Source organism: Pseudomonas sp. GW458-11-26-14-LB4, from assembly GCF_059423925.1.
The window spans coordinates 62947-84552 of the sequence record NZ_JBWKYU010000013.1 but is presented as its reverse complement, the minus strand read 5'-3'; the positions used below and the strand labels follow the sequence as shown (position 1 = coordinate 84552).

The following is a 21606-nucleotide window of genomic DNA, read 5'->3' as shown; positions in this document are numbered from 1 at the left end:
CATGGTCATTGAAATGAGCGCGGGGCTGATTCGCGGCCTCGGCACGGTCGTGGTGTTCGTGGCCTTCGTCGGCCTGACCCTGTGGGTGTTCAACCGCAAGCGCACGCCGGAATTCGCCGAAGCGCGCCTGCTGCCGTTTGCCGACGAGCCGCAACCCGACACTACCCAAGTTAATGAAACAAGGAGTACCCGGCCATGACCACCTTCTGGAGTACGTGGATCTGCGTACTGACCATCGGCAGCCTGATCGGCCTGACCTGGCTGCTGGTCGGCACCCGTCGGGGCGAAACCAAGGGCAGCGTCGACCAGACCATGGGCCACAGCTTCGACGGCATCGAGGAGTACGACAACCCGCTGCCGCAGTGGTGGTTCATGCTGTTCGCCGGCACGCTGGTGTTTTCCGTGGGTTATCTGATCCTTTATCCGGGCCTGGGCAACTGGAAAGGCATCCTGCCCGGCTACGAGGACGGCTGGACCGGCGTCCACGAATGGGAAAAGGAAATGAGCAAGGCTGACGCCAAATTCGGGCCGATCTTCGCCAAATTCGCCGCGATGCCGGTGGAAGAAGTGGCGAAGGATCCGCAGGCGCTGAAAATGGGTGGCCGTCTGTTCGCCTCCAATTGCTCGGTGTGCCACGGCTCGGACGCCAAGGGCGCGTTCGGTTTCCCTAACCTCGCCGACAAGGACTGGCGTTGGGGCGGTAGCGCCGACACCATCAAGACCACCATCATGGGTGGCCGGATGGCGGCGATGCCGGCGTGGGGTGACGTGCTGGGCGAGACTGGCGTGAAAAACGTCGCCGCCTATGTGCGTCATGAACTGGCGGGGCAGCCACTGCCGGCGGACAACAAGGCTGATCTCCAAGCGGGTCAGCAGGCGTTCAGCATAACCTGCACCGCCTGTCACGGGGCAAACGGCCAAGGCACCGAAGCCATGGGCGCGCCGAACCTGACGCACCCGGCCGGTTTCATCTACGGCACCAGCCTGACCCAGCTCGAGCAGACCATTCGCCATGGCCGTCAAGGCCACATGCCCGCTCAGAACGAGCTGCTGGGTAACGATAAAGTGCAATTACTGGCCGCTTATGTGTACAGCCTGAGCAATGGATTGAATACAGAAAAACTGATTACTGAGGACAATAAAAAGTAATCATTGCGCACAAGTCTGCCGCACGTTTCCAGTGCGGCAGTTTCCAGCCCCTTTGCGACGCATTGTCGCACCCCTTCACCCGCTCTCCTTTCGGTTACCCGGATTCGGGTCTACGCTTGCTCGATGCGGACTGGCCCGTGCCGGTTCCAGGTCGACCCCGAGCGAGGCGTTGAACGAATCGGCTGACTGACATGGCCGCAAAGGCCGGTAGATACCGGCTGTCGTGCCAATTACCGTCCGTCACCCGAACCGAGCGTTCGAACACACCCCGTTACATCCGACCGGGACCCCTCGCTTTTTTCGTCCGCTGCGACATTTTGCCCGAGGGCAATTTTGTCCTTACGCGGCGCATGGAAAGGCCGCAGAATCAGCGTTGGAAAGCATTGACCCAGGTCATGGCGCGTTGCATTGACCCCCTGCTTTCTACATACTTGCGGCCGATTTTAATCCTAATAAAACACCCAAACCGTGGAACCTTAGAATGAGCACAGCAATCAGTCCGACTGCTTATAACTATAAGGTAGTCCGCCAGTTCGCCATCATGACGGTGGTCTGGGGGATCCTTGGCATGGGGCTCGGTGTCTTCATCGCCTCGCAACTGGTCTGGCCGGAGTTGAACTTCGGTCTGCCGTGGACGAGCTTTGGACGCCTGCGCCCGTTGCACACAAACCTGGTGATTTTCGCCTTCGGTGGTTGTGCACTGTTTGCCACTTCCTACTATGTCGTGCAGCGAACCTGCCAGACGCGACTGATTTCCGACAGCCTCGCGGCCTTCACCTTCTGGGGATGGCAAGCGGTGATCGTCGGCGCGATCGTTACCTTGCCGCTGGGTTACACCACCACCAAGGAATACGCGGAACTGGAATGGCCGATCGCCATTCTGCTGGCCATTGTCTGGATTTCCTACGGACTGGTGTTCTTCGGCACCATCACCAAGCGCAAGACCAAGCACATCTATGTCGGTAACTGGTTCTACGGTGCGTTCATCGTGGTGACCGCGATGCTGCACATCGTCAACCACATGTCGCTGCCGGTCAGCCTGTTCAAGTCCTACTCGGCTTACTCGGGCGCCACCGACGCGATGATCCAGTGGTGGTACGGCCACAACGCCGTGGGCTTCTTCCTGACCACCGGCTTCCTGGGGATGATGTACTACTTCGTGCCGAAACAGGCCGAACGTCCGATCTACTCCTATCGTCTGTCGATCGTGCACTTCTGGGCGCTGATCACCCTGTACATCTGGGCCGGCCCGCACCACCTGCACTACACCGCGCTGCCGGATTGGGCACAATCGCTGGGCATGGCGATGTCGATCATCCTGCTGGCACCGAGCTGGGGCGGCATGATCAACGGCATGATGACCCTGTCGGGCGCCTGGCATAAGCTGCGCACCGACCCGATCCTGCGTTTCCTCGTGGTATCGCTGGCGTTCTACGGCATGTCGACCTTCGAAGGTCCGATGATGGCGATCAAGACCGTCAACTCGCTCTCGCACTACACCGACTGGACCATCGGCCACGTACACGCCGGCGCACTCGGCTGGGTAGCGATGATCTCGATCGGCGCGATCTACCACATGATCCCGAAACTGTTCGGCCGTGCGCAGATGCACAGCACCGGCCTGATCAACGCGCACTTCTGGCTCGCAACCATCGGTACCGTTCTGTACATCGCTTCGATGTGGGTCAACGGCATCACTCAGGGCCTGATGTGGCGTGCAATCAACGACGACGGCACCCTCACCTACTCGTTCGTCGAAGCGCTGCAGGCCAGCCACCCTGGCTTCATCGTCCGAGCTCTGGGCGGTGCGTTCTTCGCCAGCGGCATGCTGCTGATGGCTTACAACGTATGGCGCACCGTGCGCGCCTCGAACCCGGCTGAAGCCGAAGCCGCCGCCAAGATCGCCGTAGTTGGAGCTCACTGATGAAGCATGAAGCTGTCGAGAAGAATATTGGCCTGCTGGCCTTCTTCATGGTCATCGCCGTCAGCGTCGGTGGCCTGACCCAAATCGTTCCGCTGTTTTTCCAGGACGTCACCAACAAGCCGGTCGAAGGCATGAAGCCGCGCACCGCCCTTGAACTGGAAGGCCGCGACGTTTACATCGCCAACGGCTGTGTCGGCTGCCACTCGCAGATGATCCGTCCGTTCCGTGCCGAAACCGAACGCTACGGCCACTACTCGGTCGCCGGTGAAAGCGTCTGGGATCACCCGTTCCTGTGGGGTTCCAAACGTACCGGTCCGGACCTGGCCCGTGTCGGCGGTCGTTACTCCGATGACTGGCAGCGTGCGCACTTGTACAACCCGCGCAACGTCGTGCCTGAGTCGAAAATGCCGGCTTACCCGTTCCTCGTGGAAAACAAGCTCGACGGCAAAGACACGGCCAAGAAAATGGAAGTGTTGCGCACGCTCGGCGTCCCTTACACCGACGAAGACATTGCCGGTGCAAAAGACGCTGTGAAGGGTAAAACCGAAATGGACGCGCTGGTGGCCTATCTGCAAGGCCTGGGCACCATCATCAAAAGCAAACGGTGATCTAGATGGATATCGGGATGATTCGAGGCCTGGGCACCGTTGTCGTGATGGTTGCCTTCATCGGCCTGGCGTTGTGGGTGTTCAGCCCCAAGCGCAAGTCGGAGTTTGAAGACGCGACCTTGCTGCCCTTCGCGGATGATCCCGAAGCCATCAAGCACGTCGAGCAAGCTTCTAGGAGTAACAAAGAATGACTACATTCTGGAGTCTGTACGTCACAGTCCTCAGTCTCGGTACGATCTTTTCCCTGACCTGGCTGTTGCTGTCGACCCGCAAGGGCCAGCGCAGCGAACAGACGGACGAGACAGTGGGCCACTCCTTCGACGGAATCGAGGAGTACGACAACCCGCTGCCGAAATGGTGGTTCATGCTGTTCGTGGGCACCATCGTCTTCGCTCTGGGTTATCTGGTGCTGTACCCGGGCCTGGGCAACTGGAAAGGCCTGCTGCCGGGTTACAACTACCTCGATACCGAGAAGCAGACCGCGTTCGCCAACGGCCAGACCGGCTGGACCGGCGTTCACGAGTGGGAAAAGGAAATGGCTCGCTCGGACGCCAAGTTCGGTCCGATCTTCGCCAAGTTCGCCGCCATGCCGATCGAAGAAGTGGCCAAGGATCCGCAAGCCCTGAAGATGGGTGGCCGCCTGTTCGCCTCCAACTGCTCGGTCTGCCACGGTTCCGACGCCAAGGGCGCTTATGGTTTCCCTAACCTGACCGACGCCGACTGGCGCTGGGGCGGCGAGCCGGAAACCATCAAGACCACCATCATGGGCGGTCGTCACGCGGTGATGCCGGCCTGGGCTGAAGTGATCGGCGAGCAAGGCGTGGCCGACGTGGCCGCGTTCGTGCTGACCAATCTGGATGGCCGCAAGCTGCCGGAAGGCACCAAGGCAGATCCGGCCAACGGCCAGAAACTGTTCGCCGCCAACTGCGTGGCGTGCCACGGCCCGGCGGGTAAAGGTACGCCAGCCATGGGCGCACCTGACCTGACCCACCCGGCCGCGTTCATCTACGGTTCGAGCTTCGCCCAACTGCAGCAGACCATCCGTTACGGCCGTCAGGGCCAGATGCCTGCCCAGGAACAACTGCAAGGCAACGACAAGGTTCACCTGCTGGCGGCGTATGTTTACAGCCTGTCCCACGGTGAAAAACCAGCGGAAGCCGAGGCCCAGTAAGGCCAACGCTTGAAGCAAAAAACGGCCCCGCCCATGAGAATTGGCGGGGCCGTTTTGTTTCACCTCAGTGCTGATTCAAAGAATGTTGCCTCCACCGAGACTGTCCAGGCCTGAGGGCTTGCGCTGCTTGCCAGCGTCATCAGGCCGGTTGCTGTTCGGGCCACCCGGCTGCTTCGTGCCCTCTCCATCTTCAGCCGACTCAATCGTTCCCAAAGCCGCTTGCAGGTACGCGACGGCCAGGGAAGCCCCCGGAATGGCGCTATTGAGAATGACGTCCAATGCATCGATTTCTTTCTGAGTAATGCCGAGTGCCTTGATCTTGCTTTTGTTCATACGTTTCATCCTTGAAAAGTGTCAGCTGTCCCGGGCAACGCCAATAAAAGCGATGCCCAGGCAATGATTTACGGGCGACTGGCCCAGATGGATTTCACCGGAACCGTGTGCACGAATCGCGGCTTTTGCCACTCATTGTTCTCGACCAGGTTGACGTGCATTTGCTTGCCATCCTCGGTGAAGCTCGCCGTCAGGTAGGTCTGTTGGGAAGTCCCGCCGCTGAGAAAAACCGGGACTTTACCCCACCATTTTCTGGAGCCTCCCCGCGTGTGGTAGTGGCCGGCAAAAATGGCCGTGACCTCATACTTTTCGATCATGTCCTGAAAACGCTGCCACTGCTGCGCATCGCCCTCCCAGTCATCGGGCTTGTGCATATTGATGATGATTGCGTAACCCTGAGCCCGCGCAACCCTCAAGTCTTTATCAAGCCAATCCAGGGACTGGCTGATTTTCATGTCGTGCAACGGATGTTTGAGTTGAACTTCGTAAGTAGGCTCATTGTTCAACTGAACAAGGTGCACCTGACCGATATTCTTCGAGTAGGCAAGACTGCCATCATACTGTTTGCCAAATCCGCCACCCGTCACACGCACATCAAAATCATCGACCTTGCCAGCATGATGTTCATGGTATTCGACGACGCTGTTTACGGCGCAGCGATTACCCAGACAATCATCGACGTTATTCTGATAGTCATGATTCCCCAATCCATATAAATAATCACTGCCAAAGTATTTTTTCAGCGCGGACTTCATGTATGAAATCTGATAAGGATGACCGAAAGCCGTGATATCGCCGTTGATCATCAATGGCACTTCAGCCTGACCACCCATTTTGCTGCGAAACTCCACAATGCTCGCAAACTGGCTATCCACGAGCCATTTGGCGCGCTTTTCAAAATCCTCATCCGACTCTGCCTGGCCACTATCCGTTCTGTCCGTCCATGGGTACTGAGGGTCCGATGCGAAAACCATATGCCGCGGCATCATTTCACTGGACAGCGCGAACGGTGCAAACAATACACACAGACACGCCACCAGCCTTGTTACTTCCTTGATAAACATACAACTCAATCCTTGCTCATATAAATAATAGATAAACTCAGCTGCGAACAGCCGCAGACGCAAACTATTCGAGAACGATGTTTATTTCAAATGCCCGACAAGCAGCAATTGATTTTATATATTTCAAGCCCGAGCAAAACACCTCATGCAACAACTAATACCCACAACACACAACCCAACTTAACTATTCAATCGATTCTATAAAAAGTTAAACCTTCCAGCGCTTTTCAGCTTGAGACCTGCAATAACTCCGCCGGATGCCCCTGAAGCAAACGGCATCCTGAGCCAGGGCTGCCCCCCAGGCGTGTTGGACGATTCGGCTCGCCACCCGGAAAAAACCGTCCATACTCAACAAGTCAATTGATCTGCATCACGCTTTGTTACATTCGCTACACCATCCATGATTTTTCCCCAACGCGACCAAAGGTCGCACCCGTTCGTCGGTATGACAGGCGTATCATTGGGCCACTGCAACACCCCTTTTTGACCCCGGCCGGCACGTATCGACCGAGGCATTTTTCCACTGCCGTGGGATGCAATGATGAGCAACCAGATTCCGGTACACGACGTCACGCCCCCCAACAAGAACGCGAACAACAGCGTCGACCTTTACGCCTCTCGAGAAAAAATCTACACCCGTGCTTTCACCGGCCTGTTCCGCAACCTGCGGATGATGGGCGGCGCGGCGCTGTTCCTGCTGTATTTCGGTACGGTGTGGCTGAACTGGGGCGGCCATCAGGCGGTGTGGTGGAACCTGCCGGAACGCAAGTTCTTCATTTTCGGCGCCACGTTCTGGCCGCAGGATTTCATTCTGCTTTCCGGGCTGCTGATCATTGCGGCGTTCGGCCTGTTCTTCATCACCGTGTATGCCGGCCGGGTCTGGTGCGGGTACACCTGCCCGCAAAGCGTGTGGACGTGGATTTTCATGTGGTGCGAAAAGGTCACCGAAGGCGACCGCAACCAGCGCATCAAGCTCGACAAGGCGCCGATGAGCGCCAACAAATTCCTGCGCAAATTCGCCAAGCACGCGCTGTGGTTGCTGATCGGTTTCGTCACCGGCATGACCTTCGTCGGCTACTTCTCGCCGATCCGCGAACTGGTCTTCGAGTTCTTCACCGGGCAAGCCGATGGCTGGTCGTATTTCTGGGTCGGTTTCTTCACCCTCGCCACTTACGGCAACGCCGGCTGGCTGCGTGAGCAGGTGTGCATCTACATGTGTCCGTATGCGCGCTTCCAGAGCGTGATGTTCGACAAGGACACCCTGATCGTTTCCTACGACCCGCGTCGCGGCGAAAGCCGTGGCCCGCGCAAGAAAGGCGTCGACTACAAGGCCCAAGGCCTGGGCGACTGCATCGACTGCACAATGTGCGTTCAGGTCTGCCCGACCGGCATCGACATCCGCGACGGCCTGCAGATCGAGTGCATCGGCTGCGCCGCGTGCATCGACGCCTGCGACAGCATCATGGACAAGATGGATTACCCGCGCGGGCTGATCAGCTACACCACCGAACACAACTTGTCCGGGCAGAAAACCCATAAACTGCGTCCACGCCTGATCGGTTATGCCGTGGTGCTGCTGGCGATGATCAGCCTGTTGGTGACAGCCTTCTTCATGCGTTCGCTGGTGGGTTTCGACGTCAGCAAGGACCGCGTGCTGTACCGCGAAAACGCTGAAGGCCGGATCGAAAACGTCTATAGCCTGAAGATCATGAACAAGGATCAGCGCGACCACACCTACGTGCTGGAAGCCGCCGGTTTGCCGGATCTGCGCCTGCAAGGCAAGCGCGAGATCAAGGTGCCGGCCGGGGAAATCTTCAGCATGCCGGTCGAGCTGTCGAGCGCGCCTGAACAATTGCCATCGAGCACCAACGAGGTGAAATTCATCCTCAAGGATGCCGATGACGACAGCGTCCACGTAGAAGCCAAGAGCCGGTTCATCGGCCCACAAAATCGTTGAGAGAACTGAACATGCCCGCAGCAAACGCCGCAAGTCCCTGGTACAAGCAGCTTTGGCCATGGATCATCATCGGGATTCTGGCCTGTTCGGTGACCCTGACGCTGTCCATGGTGACCATCGCGGTGAACAACCCGGACAACCTGGTCAACGACAACTACTACGAGGCCGGCAAAGGCATCAACCGTTCGCTGGATCGCGAACTGCTGGCCCAGACCCTGAAGATGCGCGCTGCCGTGCATCTGGATGATGTGACCGGCGAAGTCGACCTGCGCCTGAGCGGCGACAGCCAGCCGAAAACCCTGGAACTGAACCTGATCTCGCCGACCCAGCCGGAGAAGGATCGCAAGATCGTCTTGGCGCGCAGCGAGACTGAAACGGGTCGTTACATCGGCCAGTTGAGCGACAAGATCGAAGGCCGGCGTTTTGTGGAGTTGCTGGGTACTGAGGACGATCACGTGTGGCGGATGTTCGAAGAAGAGCTGGTCAGCCATGACAAGGATTTGTTGCTGGGTGATGAGCCGCTGCAGGGTGCAGAAGACCTGAAGAATTAAGCAGCCTGCAAGTGCCCCCTCACCCTGGCCCTCTCCCCCTGGAGAGGGAACTGTTCTCGGACGCTTGCACGTGCCATGTATGCCAGTGACGATGTCGCTGACTGAACCCATTAATCCGGCCACCACCGATCGGCCCCCTCTCCCTCCGGGAGAGGGCTGGGGTGAGGGCAAGCGGACCACTCGATTCCAAGGGTTTATTCCCTCGACAATGCCATGACCACTCCACTCCCCTGCTACCACTGCGCCCTGCCCGTCCCGGCCGGCAGCCGCTTCACCGCCGTCGTGCTCGGGGAGTCCCGCGAGTTCTGCTGCCCCGGCTGTCAGGCCGTGGCCGAAGCCATCGTCTCCGGCGGCCTGGAAAGCTATTACCAGCACCGCAGCGAAGCTTCGGCCAACCCCGAAGCGCTGCCGGTGCAACTGGTCGATGAGCTTGAGCTGTACGACCGCGCCGACGTGCAGCAACCTTTCGTCCGTCACGAAGGTGAACTGGCCGAAACCACGTTGCTGATGGAAGGCATCAGTTGCGCCGCCTGCGGCTGGCTGATCGAGAAACACCTGCGCACCCTGCCCGCTGTGGCCGAGGCGCGGCTGAACCTGTCCAACCATCGCCTGCATGTGCGCTGGGCAGACACTCAGTTGCCGCTGAGCCAGATCCTCGGCGAACTGCGCCACATCGGCTACGCCGCACACCCGTATCAGGCCGACCGCGCCAGCGAACAACTGGCCAGCGAAAACCGCCTTGCCCTGCGCCAACTCGGGGTCGCCGGGCTGCTGTGGTTTCAGGCGATGATGGCGACCATGGCGACCTGGCCGGAATTCAACATCGACCTCAGCCCGGAACTGCACACGATCCTGCGCTGGGTCGCGCTGTTCCTCACCACGCCGATCGTGTTCTACAGCTGCGCGCCGTTTTTCAAAGGGGCCATGCGCGACCTGCGCACCCGTCACCTGACCATGGACGTCTCGGTATCACTGGCGATCGGCGCGGCTTATGTCGCCGGGATCTGGACTTCGATCACCGGGGTCGGCGAGCTGTACTTCGACGCGGTAGGCATGTTCGCCCTGTTCCTGCTCGCCGGGCGCTACCTCGAACGTCGCGCCCGCGAGCGCACCGCCGCTGCCACCGCACAACTGGTCAATCTGTTGCCCGCCTCGTGCCTGCGCCTCGACGACGCCGGCCAGAGCGAACGCATCCTGCTCAGCGAACTGCGCCTCGGTGATCGCGTGCTGGTGCAACCGGGTTCGGTGCTGCCGGCGGACGGCAAGATCCTCGACGGTCAATCGAGCATCGACGAATCGGTGCTGACCGGCGAATACCTGCCGCAACCGCGCGCCAAGGGCGACGCCGTCACCGCCGGCACGCTGAACGTGGAAGGCGCGCTGACCGTCGAAGTGCAGGCGCTCGGTCAGGACACGCGACTCTCGGCCATTGTTCGCCTGCTGGATCGCGCCCAGGCGGAAAAACCACGGCTGGCGGAAATCGCCGACCGCGCCGCGCAATGGTTCCTGTTGTTGTCGTTGATCGCAGCCGCCGCCATCGGCCTGCTGTGGTGGGAGCTGGATTCGTCGCGAGCGTTCTGGATCGTCCTCGCGATGCTGGTTGCAACCTGCCCGTGCGCGCTGTCGCTGGCGACGCCGACCGCCCTCACCGCCGCCACCGGCACCCTGCATAAACTCGGCCTGCTGCTGACCCGCGGCCATGTGCTGGAAGGCCTGAACCAGATCGACACGGTGATCTTCGACAAGACCGGCACCCTCACCGAAGGCCGATTGGTGCTGCGTTCGATCCGCCCGCTTGGCGCCCTCGACAGCGATCAATGCCTGAGCCTCGCCGCCGCCCTGGAAAACCGTTCCGAACACCCGATCGCCCGCGCCTTCGGTCGCGCACCGCTGGCTGCCGAAGATGTCCACAGCACGCCGGGCCTGGGGCTTGAAGGATTGGTCGGCGAACAACGTTTGCGCATCGGTCAGGCGGATTTTGTCTGCGATCTCAGCGCCGCGCCTGTGCCGTCGATGCCGAAGGAGCCGGGGCAATGGCTGCTGCTCGGTGACCTCCAGGGACCGCTGGCCTGGTTCGCCCTCGACGACCGTCTGCGCGACGACGCTCCGGTCCTGCTCGCCGCCTGCAAGGCGCGCGGCTGGCGCACACTGCTGCTGTCGGGCGACAGTTCGCCGATGGTCGCCAGCGTCGCTGCCGAACTGGGTATCGACGAGGCCCGGGGCGGTCTGCGTCCGGACGACAAGCTGCAAGTGCTGCAACAACTGCACAGGGACGGCCGCAAGGTGTTGATGCTCGGCGACGGCGTCAATGACGTGCCGGTGCTGGCCGCTGCGGACATCAGCGTGGCCATGGGCTCGGCCACCGATCTGGCGAAAACCAGCGCCGACGCAGTGCTGCTGTCCAACCGGCTCGACGCTTTGGTGCAGGCCTTCACGCTGGCCCGCCGCACCCGTCGGGTGATCATCGAGAACCTGTTGTGGGCCGCGCTGTACAATGGCCTCATGTTGCCGTTCGCCGCCCTCGGCTGGATCACTCCGGCATGGGCCGCCGTCGGCATGTCGATCAGTTCGCTGACCGTGGTGCTCAACGCCCTGCGCCTGACTCGCCTGCCGAGTGCGCCGGCCGTCAGCGCCACGTCAGAAACCCGCCCGCTGCCGGCCTGAGCCGCGCGGGCATGGAGTACAGATGCCAGCTCTTTACGTGATGATTCCGGCCGCGCTGCTGATCGTGGCCATCGCCGTCTACATCTTCTTCTGGGCGGTGGACAGCGGCCAGTACGACGACCTCGATGGTCCGGCCCACAGCATCCTGTTCGACGATCAGGACCCGAACCACACCGCCGCAGTGGACGAAGCCAACCCGACCAAACCGGACGACAAGGCGCCACCCCATGCTTGAACTGGCGCCGCTGCTGGTGTCTGCGTTGATCCTTGGCCTGCTCGGCGGCGGCCATTGCCTGGGCATGTGCGGAGGCTTGATGGGCGCACTGACCCTGGCGATTCCCAAGGAACAACGCAGCCGACGCTTTCGATTGTTGCTGGCCTACAACCTCGGGCGGATTCTCAGTTATGCCACGGCGGGATTGCTGATCGGACTGGCGGGATGGGCTGTTGCCAACAGTCCTGCTGCGCTGTTCATGCGCGTACTCGCGGGGTTGCTGCTGATCGCCATGGGTCTGTATCTGGCAGGCTGGTGGAGCGGCCTGACCCGCATTGAGAGCCTCGGTCGCGGACTGTGGCGCTACATTCAACCGGTGGCCAACCGCTTGCTGCCGGTGTCGAGCCTGCCTCGCGCTTTGCTGCTCGGCGCGCTGTGGGGCTGGCTGCCGTGCGGGCTGGTTTACAGCACGCTGTTGTGGTCGGCCAGTCAGGGCAATGCACTCGACAGCGCCTTGCTGATGCTGGCCTTCGGCCTCGGCACCTGGCCGGTATTGCTGGCGACCGGCCTCGCGGCCGAGCGGGTCACGGCACTGTTGCGCAAACGCAGCGTGCGCATGGCCGGCGGCTTGCTGGTGATCCTGTTCGGCATCTGGACCCTGCCGGGGCCGCACCAGCACTGGCTGATGGGCCACTGATCCCGTTGATGCAAATCAAGATGCCTTTTTGTGCCCTCCCCTAGACTCGGCACACTGCCAGCCTATCCGGGGGAATGCCCGCATGCTCGACGCCATTCGTTGGGACACCGATTTGATCCGCCGCTACGACCTGGCGGGGCCGCGCTACACCTCGTACCCGACGGCCGTGCAATTTCACAGTCAGGTCGGCACCTTCGACCTGTTCCACGCCCTGCGCGACAGCCGCAAGGCCCTGCGCCCGCTGTCGCTGTACGTGCACGTGCCGTTCTGCGCGAACATTTGCTACTACTGCGCCTGCAACAAGGTCATCACCAAGGATCGCGGCCGTGCGCTGCCCTATCTGCAACGGCTCGAGCAGGAAATCCAGCTGATCGCCTGCCACCTCGACCCGGCGCAGAAAGTCGAACAACTGCATTTCGGCGGCGGCACGCCGACCTTTCTCAGCCACGACGAATTGCGCCAGTTGATGGCGCACCTGCGCAAACATTTCAATCTGCTGGATGACGATTCCGGCGATTACGGCATCGAAATCGATCCACGCGAAGCCGACTGGTCGACCATGGGCCTGCTGCGCGAATTGGGCTTCAACCGGGTCAGCATCGGCCTGCAGGATCTCGACCCGGCGGTGCAACGGGCGGTCAATCGCCTGCAAAGCCTGGAAGAAACCCGTGCGGTGATCGATGCAGCACGGACACTGCAATTTCGTTCGATCAACATCGACCTGATCTACGGCCTGCCCAAGCAGACCCCGGACAACTTCGCCCGCACCGTCGAGGAAGTCATCAGCCTGCAACCGGACCGGCTCTCGGTGTTCAACTACGCGCACCTACCGGAACGCTTCATGCCGCAGCGGCGGATCAACGGCAACGAACTGCCGAGCCCGGCGCAGAAACTGGAAATGCTCCAGCGCACCATCGAACAACTGACCGCCGCCGGCTACCGCTACATCGGCATGGACCACTTCGCCCTGCCCGACGATGAACTGGCGATTGCTCAGGAAGAGTCGACCCTGCAACGCAATTTCCAGGGCTACACCACCCACGGCCATTGCGACTTGATCGGCCTGGGCGTGTCGGCCATCAGCCAGATCGGCGACCTGTACTGCCAGAACAGCAGCGACCTCAATCACTACCAGAACACCCTCGCCGGCGCGCAACTGGCCACCAGCCGAGGCCTGGTGTGCAACGCCGACGACCGCTTGCGCCGCGCGGTGATTCAGCAACTGATCTGCAATTTCAGCCTGGATTTCGCCGAGATCGAGCGCAGCTTCAACATCGATTTTCAGGGCTACTTCGGCGCGCTCTGGCCGCAACTGCAAGGCATGGCGCAGGACGGGCTGATCGAACTGGATCGCGAGCGCATCACCGTGCTGCCGGCCGGGCGCCTGCTGGTGCGTTCAGTGTGCATGGTGTTCGACGCGTATCTGGAACAGCAGAACCGCCAGCGTTTTTCGCGGGTGATTTAGCTCTTCATCAGCAGCGAGTTGGTTTTCAGGTTCTGGTCAGCGGTCAGGCTTGATTGGTCGATGACCTTGGCCAGGGACAGATTGGCGGTGATCAGACCGTTGTTGAGGGCGGAGATGGCGCCTTTGAGGGCAGCGATCTTGGCGAACCGCTCTTCGTTGGAAAGGGTCTTGTTGGCCATCAGCGCGTTGATCTGGGCGTTCTTCTCGGCGATCTGCTGGCGAAACTTGCGGATCATCTTCAGCAATTGCTGGACGTTTTCAGGCAAACCGCTTTCTTCGATATCGCGGTTTTTCCCGCCGGCACCGGCGGATTTTGCAATGGCGGCACCGGACAGCGACACTTTGACGCCCTCGACCAAGGTCGGGCTTCCCAATGATGCCGCGTCTGTGCCGGACTCATCGTCAACGGAGGTTTCAGCACTTTCCAGCAACGACGCAACGCCACTGTTACCGGGGGTCAGCGTACCAATAGCAGTCATCGAAGCGGTTCCTTGCATGCCGTCAGATACCTGTTTATCGGCCGTCATCCCTGCGGCTTTATGCCGTGGGGGCAATCTCGCCACAGGCTGGCCTGAATGTCCTCCGCTGGGTTACCCTTACGCCTTATGTGTGTTTTCCCACAAGGATTTAAGAAATGTCCGAGCCAGTTAAACTGCGCGCTCACAACCAGGCTAATTGCAAGGATTGCAGCCTGGCCCCTCTCTGCCTACCACTTTCGCTGAATCTGGAAGACATGGAAGCGCTGGACGAAATCGTTAAACGGGGTCGCCCGTTGAAAAAGGGTGAGTTCCTGTTCCGCCAGGGCGACACCTTCGATTCCGTTTATGCAGTACGCTCCGGCGCTCTGAAGACCTTCAGCCTGAGCGACACCGGCGAAGAGCAACTGACCGGCTTCCACCTGCCGAGCGAACTGGTCGGGCTGTCCGGCATGGACACCGAGAAACACCCGGTTTCCGCCCAGGCGCTGGAAACCACTTCGGTCTGCGAGATCCCCTTCGAACGCCTCGACGAGCTGGCCCTGCAATTGCCGCAGCTGCGCCGCCAGTTGATGCGCGTGATGAGCCGCGAAATCCGCGACGACCAGCAAATGATGTTGCTGCTGTCGAAGAAAACCGCCGACGAGCGCATCGCCACCTTCCTGGTCAACCTGTCGGCACGTTTCCGCGCTCGCGGGTTCTCGGCCAACCAGTTCCGCCTGAGCATGTCGCGCAATGAAATCGGCAACTATCTGGGGCTGGCGGTGGAAACCGTGTCCCGGGTCTTCACCCGCTTCCAGCAGAACGAACTGATCGCCGCCGAAGGCAAGGAAATCCACATCCTCGACCCGATCCAGCTCTGCGCCCTGGCCGGCGGCTCGCTCGAAGTCTGATCTCGACCCGCGGCCGAGCGAATCGTTTCAGCCGCGGGTATACTGCGCCGTTTGCAGCCCTGCCAGGACACCTCGACGATGGTCTTCGACTCCTTCGACATCAAATCCCTGATCCGCCCCGTGATCGACTTCCCGAAACCGGGTGTGATCTTTCGCGACATCACCCCGCTGTTCCAGTCGCCCAAGGCTCTGCGCCTGGTGATGGACAGCTTCGCCCACCGCTATGTCGAAGCCGACTTCACCCACATCGGTGCGATGGATGCGCGTGGTTTCCTGATCGGTTCGGTACTGGCCTATCAGTTGAACAAGCCGCTGGTGTTGTTCCGCAAGCAGGGCAAGCTGCCGGCGGACGTGCTGGCCGAAGGTTACGCGACCGAGTACGGCGAAGCGTTCCTCGAAGTGCATGCCGACAGCCTGTGCGAAGGCGACTCGGTGGTGATGTTCGATGACCTGATCGCCACCGGCGGCACGCTGATCGCAGCGGCCAACCTGATCCGCCGCATGGGCGCCCGCGTTCATGAAGCGGCGGCGATCATCGATCTGCCAGAGCTGGGTGGCTCGCAGCGTCTTGAGGACATGGGGATTCCGACGTTCTGCCTGACGCAGTTTGCGTTGACTGATAAATAATCAGCCCCGCGCCTCGATCGTTCCCACGCTCCGCGTGGGAACGATCAAACACCGAAGATTACAGTCCCATCTGCTTGCTGATGATCTCGTTCATCACTTCCCGCGTCCCGCCGCCAATCGACAAGATGCGGTTATCCCGGTACAGCCGCTCCACCAGGCTTTCGCGCATATAACCCAACCCGCCAAGAATCTGCACCGCTTCATTGGTGATGCGATCCGAAGTGTCCGTGGCAAAGTTCTTGGCCATGGAAATTTCCTTGATCACGCTCTGCCCCGCCGCCATTTTCGCCGCCTGCCGGTAGGTGAACTCCCGCGAGACTTCCAGCGCCGTGGCCATTTCCGCGAGGCGATGCTTGATCACCTGGAACTTGCCGATGGGTTTGCCGAACGCTTGTCGCTCCTTCGCCCACTTCAGGCTTTCTTCCAGCGCCAGTTGCGCGGTCATGTTGGCCATCAACGCAAGGGCCAGACGCTCGGATTGGAAGTTGCCCATGATGCAGGCAAAGCCCATGTTCTCCGCGCCGATCAGATTTCCCACAGGCACCCGGCAATCGTCGAAGAACAATTCAGCCGTGTCCGACGCCCACCAGCCCATTTTCTTCAGTTGCCGGCCGACGGTGAAACCCGGCGTACCCTTCTCGATCAACAGCAGGCTGATGCCACCAAAACCGGGCGCACCGGTACGCACCGCGACGGTGTAGTAGTCGGCGCGTACGCCACTGGTGATAAAGGTTTTGCTGCCACTGACCCGGTAATGGTCGCCGTCGCGTACGGCGCGGGTCTGCAGGTTGGCGACGTCGGAACCGCCGCCCGGCTCGGTGACGGCCAAGGCGCTGATCTTCTCGCCGCGGAGCACTTGGGGGACGACGCAATCGCGGACTTCAGGCCGGGCCCATTTTACGATCGGCGGCAAACCGATATCGAGCGAACCAAGCCCGGCCACCAGCCCGCCGGAGCCGCAGCGCATCAGTTCTTCGCTGGCGGCGATCTTGGCGAACAGATCACCTTCGTGACTGCCGCCCAGCGCTTCGGGGTAACCGATGCCGAGGATCCCGGCCGCACCGGCCTTGAGGTACAGATCACGGGGAAAGCTTTCGGCTTCTTCCCACACATCAATGTCCGGCAGGATCTCGCGTTCGACGAAACGTCTGACGCTGTCGCGGACCATTTGGTGGCTGGGGTCGAAGTATTCCTGGAAGGCGGGCATCGGCGAACTCCATGGAAGGGTTCGCCGAACTTAACCGAGCGCTTGCTTGGTTTTCAACAGGATTGTGTGGCTCAGAGGGAAATCGGCTTGCGCCCGGCAAACGAGTGAGCCAGCGTGCCGCCGTCCACCAGTTCCAGTTCGCCACCCAACGGTACGCCGTGGGCGATGCGCGAGGCGATCAGGCCTTTGTTCTGCAGCAACTGGGCGATGTAGTGGGCGGTTGCTTCGCCTTCCACGGTCGGGTTGGTGGCGAGGATGACTTCGGTGAAGGTGCCCGCCTCTTCGATCCGCGCCATCAATTGCGGAATGCCGATGGCCTCCGGGCCGAGCCCGTCCAACGGGGACAGGTGCCCCTTGAGCACGAAATAGCGACCGCGAAATCCGGTCTGCTCGACCGCGTAAACGTCCATCGGCCCTTCCACCACGCACAGCAGCGTGTCGTCGCGGCGGGTGTCGGCACATTGCGGGCACAGATCGTCTTCGGTCAGCGTGCGGCACTGGCGGCAGTGTCCGACCCCTTCCATGGCCTGGCTCAAGGCCTGGGCCAGACGCGTACCGCCGCTGCGGTCACGTTCGAGCAACTGCAACGCCATACGCTGAGCAGTTTTCTGACCCACGCCCGGCAAAGTTCGCAGGGCGTCGATCAGTTGGCGAATCAAAGGGCTGAAGCTCATGGGGAAAAAGTCCGACAAAACAACGAGACGCGGTTTATACCCGCGCCTCCGGCCAGCGTCAAATCCTCAGTCCTGGGCGACCTTCACCACCAGTTTGCCGAAGTTGCGCCCCTCCAGCAGCCCGATAAACGCCTCAGGCGCCTGCTCCAGGCCCTCGACCACGTCCTCGCGGAACTTCACCTTGCCATCGCGTACCCACGGCACCATGGCGCTGATGAATTCCGGCTGACGGTCACCGTAGTCGTCGAACACGATGAAGCCCTGAATCCGTACGCGTTTGGTCAGCAAGGTCCGTTGCAAGGCGGGCAAGCGATCCGGGCCTTTCGGCGCTTCCGAGGCGTTGTAGGCAGCAATCAGGCCGCACAGCGGGATCCGCGCCTTGGGATTGAGCAGCGGCACGACGGCATCAAAAACGTGGCCGCCGACGTTTTCATAATAGATGTCGATGCCATTGGGGCAGGCTTTGGCCAGTTGCTCGGCGAAGTCCGGTGCCTTGTGATCGATACAGGCGTCGAAGCCCAGTTCTTCGACCACGTATTTGCACTTCTCGGCACCACCGGCCACGCCGACGGCGCGCAGGCCTTTGATCTTGGCGACCTGACCGACCACCGAACCCACTGCGCCGGAAGCGGCGGCGACCACCAGAGTCTCCCCTTCTTTCGGCTGGCCAATGTCCATCAGTCCCATGTACGCGGTCATGCCAGGCATGCCCAGTACCCCGAGCGCCATCGACGGGCTCGGCAGCCCGGACGGGATCGGGATGATGTTGCGGCCATCGCTGATGCTGTGGCTTTGCCAGCCAGTGGCACCGACGACCAGATCGCCGGGATGGAATTTCGGATGACGCGACTGTTCGACCCGGCTGACAGCGCCGCCGGTCATCACCTCGCCGATTTGTACCGGCGCCGCGTAGGACGGTGCGTCACTCATGCGCCCGCGCATGTAGGGATCGAGCGACAGGTACAGGGTCTTGAGCAACACCTGGCCGTCTTCAAGATCCGGCAGCGCCTCGCGCTCCAGACGGAAGTTCTCGGGCGTTGGCGCGCCCACCGGCCGCGAGGCCAGCACGAAGCGTTGATTGAGGGTCAGAGGGTCGGACATGTCAGCGTCTCCTGTGAATGGTGAATTCGGCGGTATAGGGAGCAGACCTTGGTGGGCATGCTGCGTTCCGCTTGATAATCGTTGCCCGTTCGAGGTCTCGATCTGCCCACGCGGGAATAGCTTAACGGACGCTCCGTGTACGGCGTTGGATTTGGGACGCGGAGCGTCCCCGGCTGCATTCCCACGCAGACGGTTCGACGTGGGAACGATCGGGCGGAAACAAAAATGCCAGGCGCGATGCCTGGCATTTTTTGTAGCTCATCCAACCCGCAAAGGCGAATCAGAACGGCAGTTTCATACCGGCCGGCAGGTTCATGCCAGCGGTCATGCTGCCCATCTTGGCCTGGCTGTTGGCTTCGATCTGACGCACGGCGGCGTTGACGGCTGCAGCCACCAGATCCTCGACCACTTCGCGGTCGTCTTCGTCCAGGCCAGGCAGTACGCTCGGGTCGATGCTGACTTTTTTCACGTCATGACGACCGGTCATCACCACGGTGACCAGATCGCCACCGGCTTTGCCGGTGACTTCGGCGTTGGCCAGTTCTTCCTGCATCTTGGCCATTTTTTCCTGCATCTGCTGCGCCTGCTTCATCAGGCCGGCCATGCCACCTTTCATCATGGGAATCACCTCAAAAGTACTTGGATCAAAACAGCGCCCGGCCATACAGGCCGGACGCCCTCAGTTATTAGCCCTGACTGACCAGGGCGTCGACAGGTTCAATAGTATCGTGTCGCACGACCGCACCGAACTGCTGGACCATCTGCTGGATGAACGGATCGCCGTGGATCGATTCCTCCGCCTCGCGCTGACGGTTGGCACGACGCCGGGAAGCGGCCTGGGCCGGGGTTTCCTGCTCGGGCTTGATCAGCTCTATGGTCAGGGTCAGCGTGCGCCCGTGGAACTGATTCAGCGCATCGTTGAGACGACGTTGCTGGGTGGCGTTGAACAAGGCGCTGTGGGCCGGGTCCAGGTGCATCAGCCAGTTGTCACCATCGACCGCGATCAGCGTGCAGTTGGCGGCGATGCTGCCGGTCATGCCGGAGATCGGCAGTTGCGGGAACAGCTCCAGCCATTGCAGGGCCAGACCGGTGGCCGGCGCGGCGGCAGGTTCCGGCTCGGGCTCCGGGGCCGGTTCTGCGGCGTGTTCGCTGGCCAGATCGTCGAGGTAACTGTAGGCCGAATCCATGTCCGGCTCGATGTAGTCCTCGTCGAGCGGCGGCTCGTCGTCCATGTCCATGCCCGGCGTGGCGGCATCGACCTCGGCTACTGACGGCTCGGGGATCGGCGCGGCGGCCCACTCCGGGGCGTCCGGCACGACGCTGTCCGGGGTCGGCAGCGGCATCGGCGGCAAATCCGGTTGTTCGGCGGTGGTTTCCAGCACCGGCTCGACCGCTGGCTGCTGCACAGGCGCCGGTTCTACCGGGTCGTTCCACGGCAGGTCGACGACTTCTTCAACGGCGACCGGCTCGGGCTCTGGCTCAGGAACGGTTTCAGGCGCAATCACCGGGGCAACCGGTGCAGGCTCGGGAGCCGGCGCAGGTGCAACCACCGGCGCTGGCGCGGGCGCAACAGCCGCAGCAACTACCGGCGCAGGTTTCGGCGCGGCAGCCACTGAGTTTGCGGAATCAACTGTGGCCTGGCTGATCCCCACTGGCTTTAGCGGTTGCCTCGGGGCGTCCGCCGTGTCTGCCGGCCGGAAGGCCAGCATCCGCAGCAGCACCATTTCGAAACCGCCTCGCGGGTCCGGCGCCAGCGGCAAGTCGCGGCGACCGATCAGGCCCATCTGGTAATAGAACTGCACGTCTTCGGCCGGCAAGGCCTGGGCCAGTGCCAGCACCCGGTCACGGTCGCCGTGACCGTTGTCGACACCTTCCGGCAAGGCCTGGGCGATGGCGATGCGGTGCAGCACGTTGAGAATTTCCGAGAGCACGCCGTTCCAGTCCGGCCCCTGTTCGGCCAGATGGCGCACGGCCTCTAGCAATGCCTTGGCGTCGCCTTCGATCAGCGCATGCAGCACGTCGTAGACCTGACCGTGATCCAGCGTACCGAGCATCGCCCGCACGTCGGCGGCCAATACCTTGCCTTCACCGAAGGCGATGGCCTGATCGGTCAGGCTCATGGCGTCACGCATCGAACCGTCGGCCGCGCGGCCGAGCAGCCACAAGGCGTCGTCTTCAAACGGGACGTTTTCGGCGCCCAGAACGTGGGTCAGATGCTCGACCACCCGCTCCGGGGTCATGTTCTTCAGGGAGAACTGCAGGCATCGCGACAAAATCGTTGCCGGAAGTTTCTGCGGGTCGGTAGTCGCCAGGATGAACTTGACGTAGGGCGGCGGCTCTTCGAGGGTTTTCAGCAGCGCATTGAAGGAATGGCTGGAGAGCATGTGCACTTCGTCGATCAGGTAGACCTTGAAGCGCCCGCGGCTTGGTGCGTACTGCACGTTGTCGAGCAGCTCGCGGGTGTCCTCGACCTTGGTCCGGCTCGCGGCGTCGATCTCGATCAGGTCGACGAAGCGGCCTTCATCGATCTCGCGGCACACCGAACACTCGCCACAAGGGCTTGAAGTGATACCTGTTTCACAGTTCAGGCATTTGGCAATGATCCGCGCAATCGTGGTCTTGCCGACGCCCCGCGTACCCGTGAAGAGGTAGGCGTGGTGCAGCCGCTGGCTGTCCAAGGCATTGATCAGAGCCTTGAGCACATGGGTCTGGCCGACCATTTCGCGGAACGAGCGCGGACGCCATTTACGTGCAAGAACCTGATAACTCATCGAAAACCGTCGCGGCAAAGGAAGCAGAAGCGGCTAATGCTAGCGGAGCAAGGGCAAAAT

The 21606-nt window shown here is 61.2% G+C and carries 22 protein-coding genes; 14 read left to right on the top strand and 8 right to left on the bottom strand.

Going from position 1 to position 21606, the window contains the following annotated elements; all coding sequences use genetic code 11:
- Window position 1: 1 nt before the first annotated feature.
- From AC07XZ_RS18300 to ccoP (AC07XZ_RS18275), 6 genes are all read left to right on the top strand, one after another.
- Window positions 2-199, top strand: coding sequence for a cbb3-type cytochrome oxidase subunit 3 (locus AC07XZ_RS18300; protein WP_085613303.1), 198 nt, complete (start codon window positions 2-4; stop codon window positions 197-199).
- Window positions 196-1149: a cytochrome-c oxidase, cbb3-type subunit III gene (gene ccoP, locus AC07XZ_RS18295; RefSeq protein ID WP_102686965.1), complete on the top strand. Its 954-nt coding sequence runs from the start codon at window positions 196-198 to the stop codon at window positions 1147-1149. The genes AC07XZ_RS18300 and ccoP (AC07XZ_RS18295) overlap by 4 nt, the downstream gene beginning before the upstream one ends.
- 481 nt (window positions 1150-1630) lie before the next feature.
- Window positions 1631-3073: a cytochrome-c oxidase, cbb3-type subunit I gene (gene ccoN / locus AC07XZ_RS18290; RefSeq protein ID WP_102686964.1), complete on the top strand. Its 1443-nt coding sequence runs from the start codon at window positions 1631-1633 to the stop codon at window positions 3071-3073.
- Entirely contained in the window at window positions 3073-3681 is a 609-nt protein-coding gene (gene ccoO / locus AC07XZ_RS18285) for a cytochrome-c oxidase, cbb3-type subunit II (RefSeq protein ID WP_007905434.1), read from the top strand. The genes ccoN and ccoO overlap by 1 nt, the downstream gene beginning before the upstream one ends.
- 5 nt (window positions 3682-3686) lie before the next feature.
- The gene (locus AC07XZ_RS18280; RefSeq protein WP_003175465.1) at window positions 3687-3872 is read left to right on the top strand and encodes a CcoQ/FixQ family Cbb3-type cytochrome c oxidase assembly chaperone; all 186 of its coding nucleotides are present in this window, start codon (window positions 3687-3689) and stop codon (window positions 3870-3872) included.
- Window positions 3869-4852, top strand: a complete 984-nt coding sequence (gene ccoP / locus AC07XZ_RS18275) for a cytochrome-c oxidase, cbb3-type subunit III (protein ID WP_039770046.1) — start codon at window positions 3869-3871, stop codon at window positions 4850-4852. The genes AC07XZ_RS18280 and ccoP (AC07XZ_RS18275) overlap by 4 nt, the downstream gene beginning before the upstream one ends.
- A gap of 75 nt (window positions 4853-4927) precedes the next feature.
- On the opposite strand, the gene AC07XZ_RS18270 is transcribed toward ccoP (AC07XZ_RS18275), so the two are convergent.
- Both AC07XZ_RS18270 and AC07XZ_RS18265 read right to left on the bottom strand, forming a co-directional pair.
- Complete coding sequence (locus tag AC07XZ_RS18270; protein ID WP_085747881.1) at window positions 4928-5185, bottom strand: hypothetical protein; 258 nt, start codon at window positions 5183-5185, stop codon at window positions 4928-4930.
- 68 nt (window positions 5186-5253) lie between these two features.
- On the bottom strand, window positions 5254-6249 hold the full coding sequence (locus tag AC07XZ_RS18265; RefSeq protein WP_102686963.1) for a metallophosphoesterase family protein: 996 nt from the start codon (window positions 6247-6249) through the stop codon (window positions 5254-5256).
- Between the two features lie 541 nt (window positions 6250-6790).
- Here AC07XZ_RS18265 and ccoG point away from each other — a divergent pair.
- From ccoG to hemN, 6 genes are all read left to right on the top strand, one after another.
- A complete protein-coding gene (ccoG, locus tag AC07XZ_RS18260; RefSeq protein ID WP_085747882.1) occupies window positions 6791-8206 on the top strand; it encodes a cytochrome c oxidase accessory protein CcoG in 1416 nt (471 codons plus the stop codon).
- 11 nt (window positions 8207-8217) lie between these two features.
- On the top strand, window positions 8218-8757 hold the full coding sequence (locus AC07XZ_RS18255) for a FixH family protein (RefSeq protein ID WP_102686962.1): 540 nt from the start codon (window positions 8218-8220) through the stop codon (window positions 8755-8757).
- A gap of 213 nt (window positions 8758-8970) precedes the next feature.
- Window positions 8971-11421, top strand: coding sequence for a heavy metal translocating P-type ATPase (locus AC07XZ_RS18250; protein WP_102686961.1), 2451 nt, complete (start codon window positions 8971-8973; stop codon window positions 11419-11421).
- Between the two features lie 22 nt (window positions 11422-11443).
- Window positions 11444-11656, top strand: coding sequence for a cbb3-type cytochrome oxidase assembly protein CcoS (gene ccoS / locus AC07XZ_RS18245; RefSeq protein WP_102686960.1), 213 nt, complete (start codon window positions 11444-11446; stop codon window positions 11654-11656).
- The gene (locus AC07XZ_RS18240) at window positions 11649-12332 is read left to right on the top strand and encodes a sulfite exporter TauE/SafE family protein (protein WP_039770036.1); all 684 of its coding nucleotides are present in this window, start codon (window positions 11649-11651) and stop codon (window positions 12330-12332) included. The genes ccoS and AC07XZ_RS18240 overlap by 8 nt, the downstream gene beginning before the upstream one ends.
- A gap of 82 nt (window positions 12333-12414) precedes the next feature.
- Window positions 12415-13797 (top strand): oxygen-independent coproporphyrinogen III oxidase, encoded by a 1383-nt coding sequence (gene hemN, locus AC07XZ_RS18235; RefSeq protein WP_011333280.1) that lies wholly within the window; start codon window positions 12415-12417, stop codon window positions 13795-13797.
- Here the strand turns inward: hemN and AC07XZ_RS18230 are convergent.
- A complete protein-coding gene (locus AC07XZ_RS18230; RefSeq protein ID WP_102686959.1) occupies window positions 13794-14276 on the bottom strand; it encodes a hypothetical protein in 483 nt (160 codons plus the stop codon). The genes hemN and AC07XZ_RS18230 overlap by 4 nt on opposite strands.
- A 155-nt stretch (window positions 14277-14431) precedes the next feature.
- On the opposite strand from AC07XZ_RS18230, the gene fnr reads away from it, so the two are divergent.
- Both fnr and AC07XZ_RS18220 read left to right on the top strand, forming a co-directional pair.
- On the top strand, window positions 14432-15166 hold the full coding sequence (gene fnr / locus AC07XZ_RS18225; RefSeq protein ID WP_039770035.1) for a fumarate/nitrate reduction transcriptional regulator Fnr: 735 nt from the start codon (window positions 14432-14434) through the stop codon (window positions 15164-15166).
- A 78-nt stretch (window positions 15167-15244) separates the two neighbouring features.
- A complete protein-coding gene (locus AC07XZ_RS18220) occupies window positions 15245-15793 on the top strand; it encodes an adenine phosphoribosyltransferase (protein ID WP_003223345.1) in 549 nt (182 codons plus the stop codon).
- Between the two features lie 58 nt (window positions 15794-15851).
- Here AC07XZ_RS18220 and AC07XZ_RS18215 read toward each other — a convergent pair whose 3' ends face one another.
- The 5 genes from AC07XZ_RS18215 to dnaX all read right to left on the bottom strand — a co-directional run bounded on the left by AC07XZ_RS18215 (window position 15852) and on the right by dnaX (window position 21546).
- Complete coding sequence (locus AC07XZ_RS18215; RefSeq protein WP_102686958.1) at window positions 15852-17000, bottom strand: acyl-CoA dehydrogenase family protein; 1149 nt, start codon at window positions 16998-17000, stop codon at window positions 15852-15854.
- Window positions 17001-17071: 71 nt separating this feature from the next.
- The gene (recR, locus tag AC07XZ_RS18210) at window positions 17072-17674 is read right to left on the bottom strand and encodes a recombination mediator RecR (protein ID WP_007951652.1); all 603 of its coding nucleotides are present in this window, start codon (window positions 17672-17674) and stop codon (window positions 17072-17074) included.
- Window positions 17675-17740: 66 nt separating this feature from the next.
- The gene (gene curA, locus AC07XZ_RS18205; RefSeq protein WP_102686957.1) at window positions 17741-18775 is read right to left on the bottom strand and encodes an NADPH-dependent curcumin/dihydrocurcumin reductase; all 1035 of its coding nucleotides are present in this window, start codon (window positions 18773-18775) and stop codon (window positions 17741-17743) included.
- Between the two features lie 280 nt (window positions 18776-19055).
- Window positions 19056-19394, bottom strand: coding sequence for a YbaB/EbfC family nucleoid-associated protein (locus AC07XZ_RS18200; RefSeq protein ID WP_007951650.1), 339 nt, complete (start codon window positions 19392-19394; stop codon window positions 19056-19058).
- A 67-nt stretch (window positions 19395-19461) separates the two neighbouring features.
- Window positions 19462-21546 carry a DNA polymerase III subunit gamma/tau gene (gene dnaX / locus AC07XZ_RS18195; RefSeq protein WP_085747890.1) on the bottom strand — a complete coding sequence of 695 codons (2085 nt, stop codon included), beginning with the start codon at window positions 21544-21546 and terminating at the stop codon, window positions 19462-19464.
- Window positions 21547-21606: the final 60 nt, after the last annotated feature.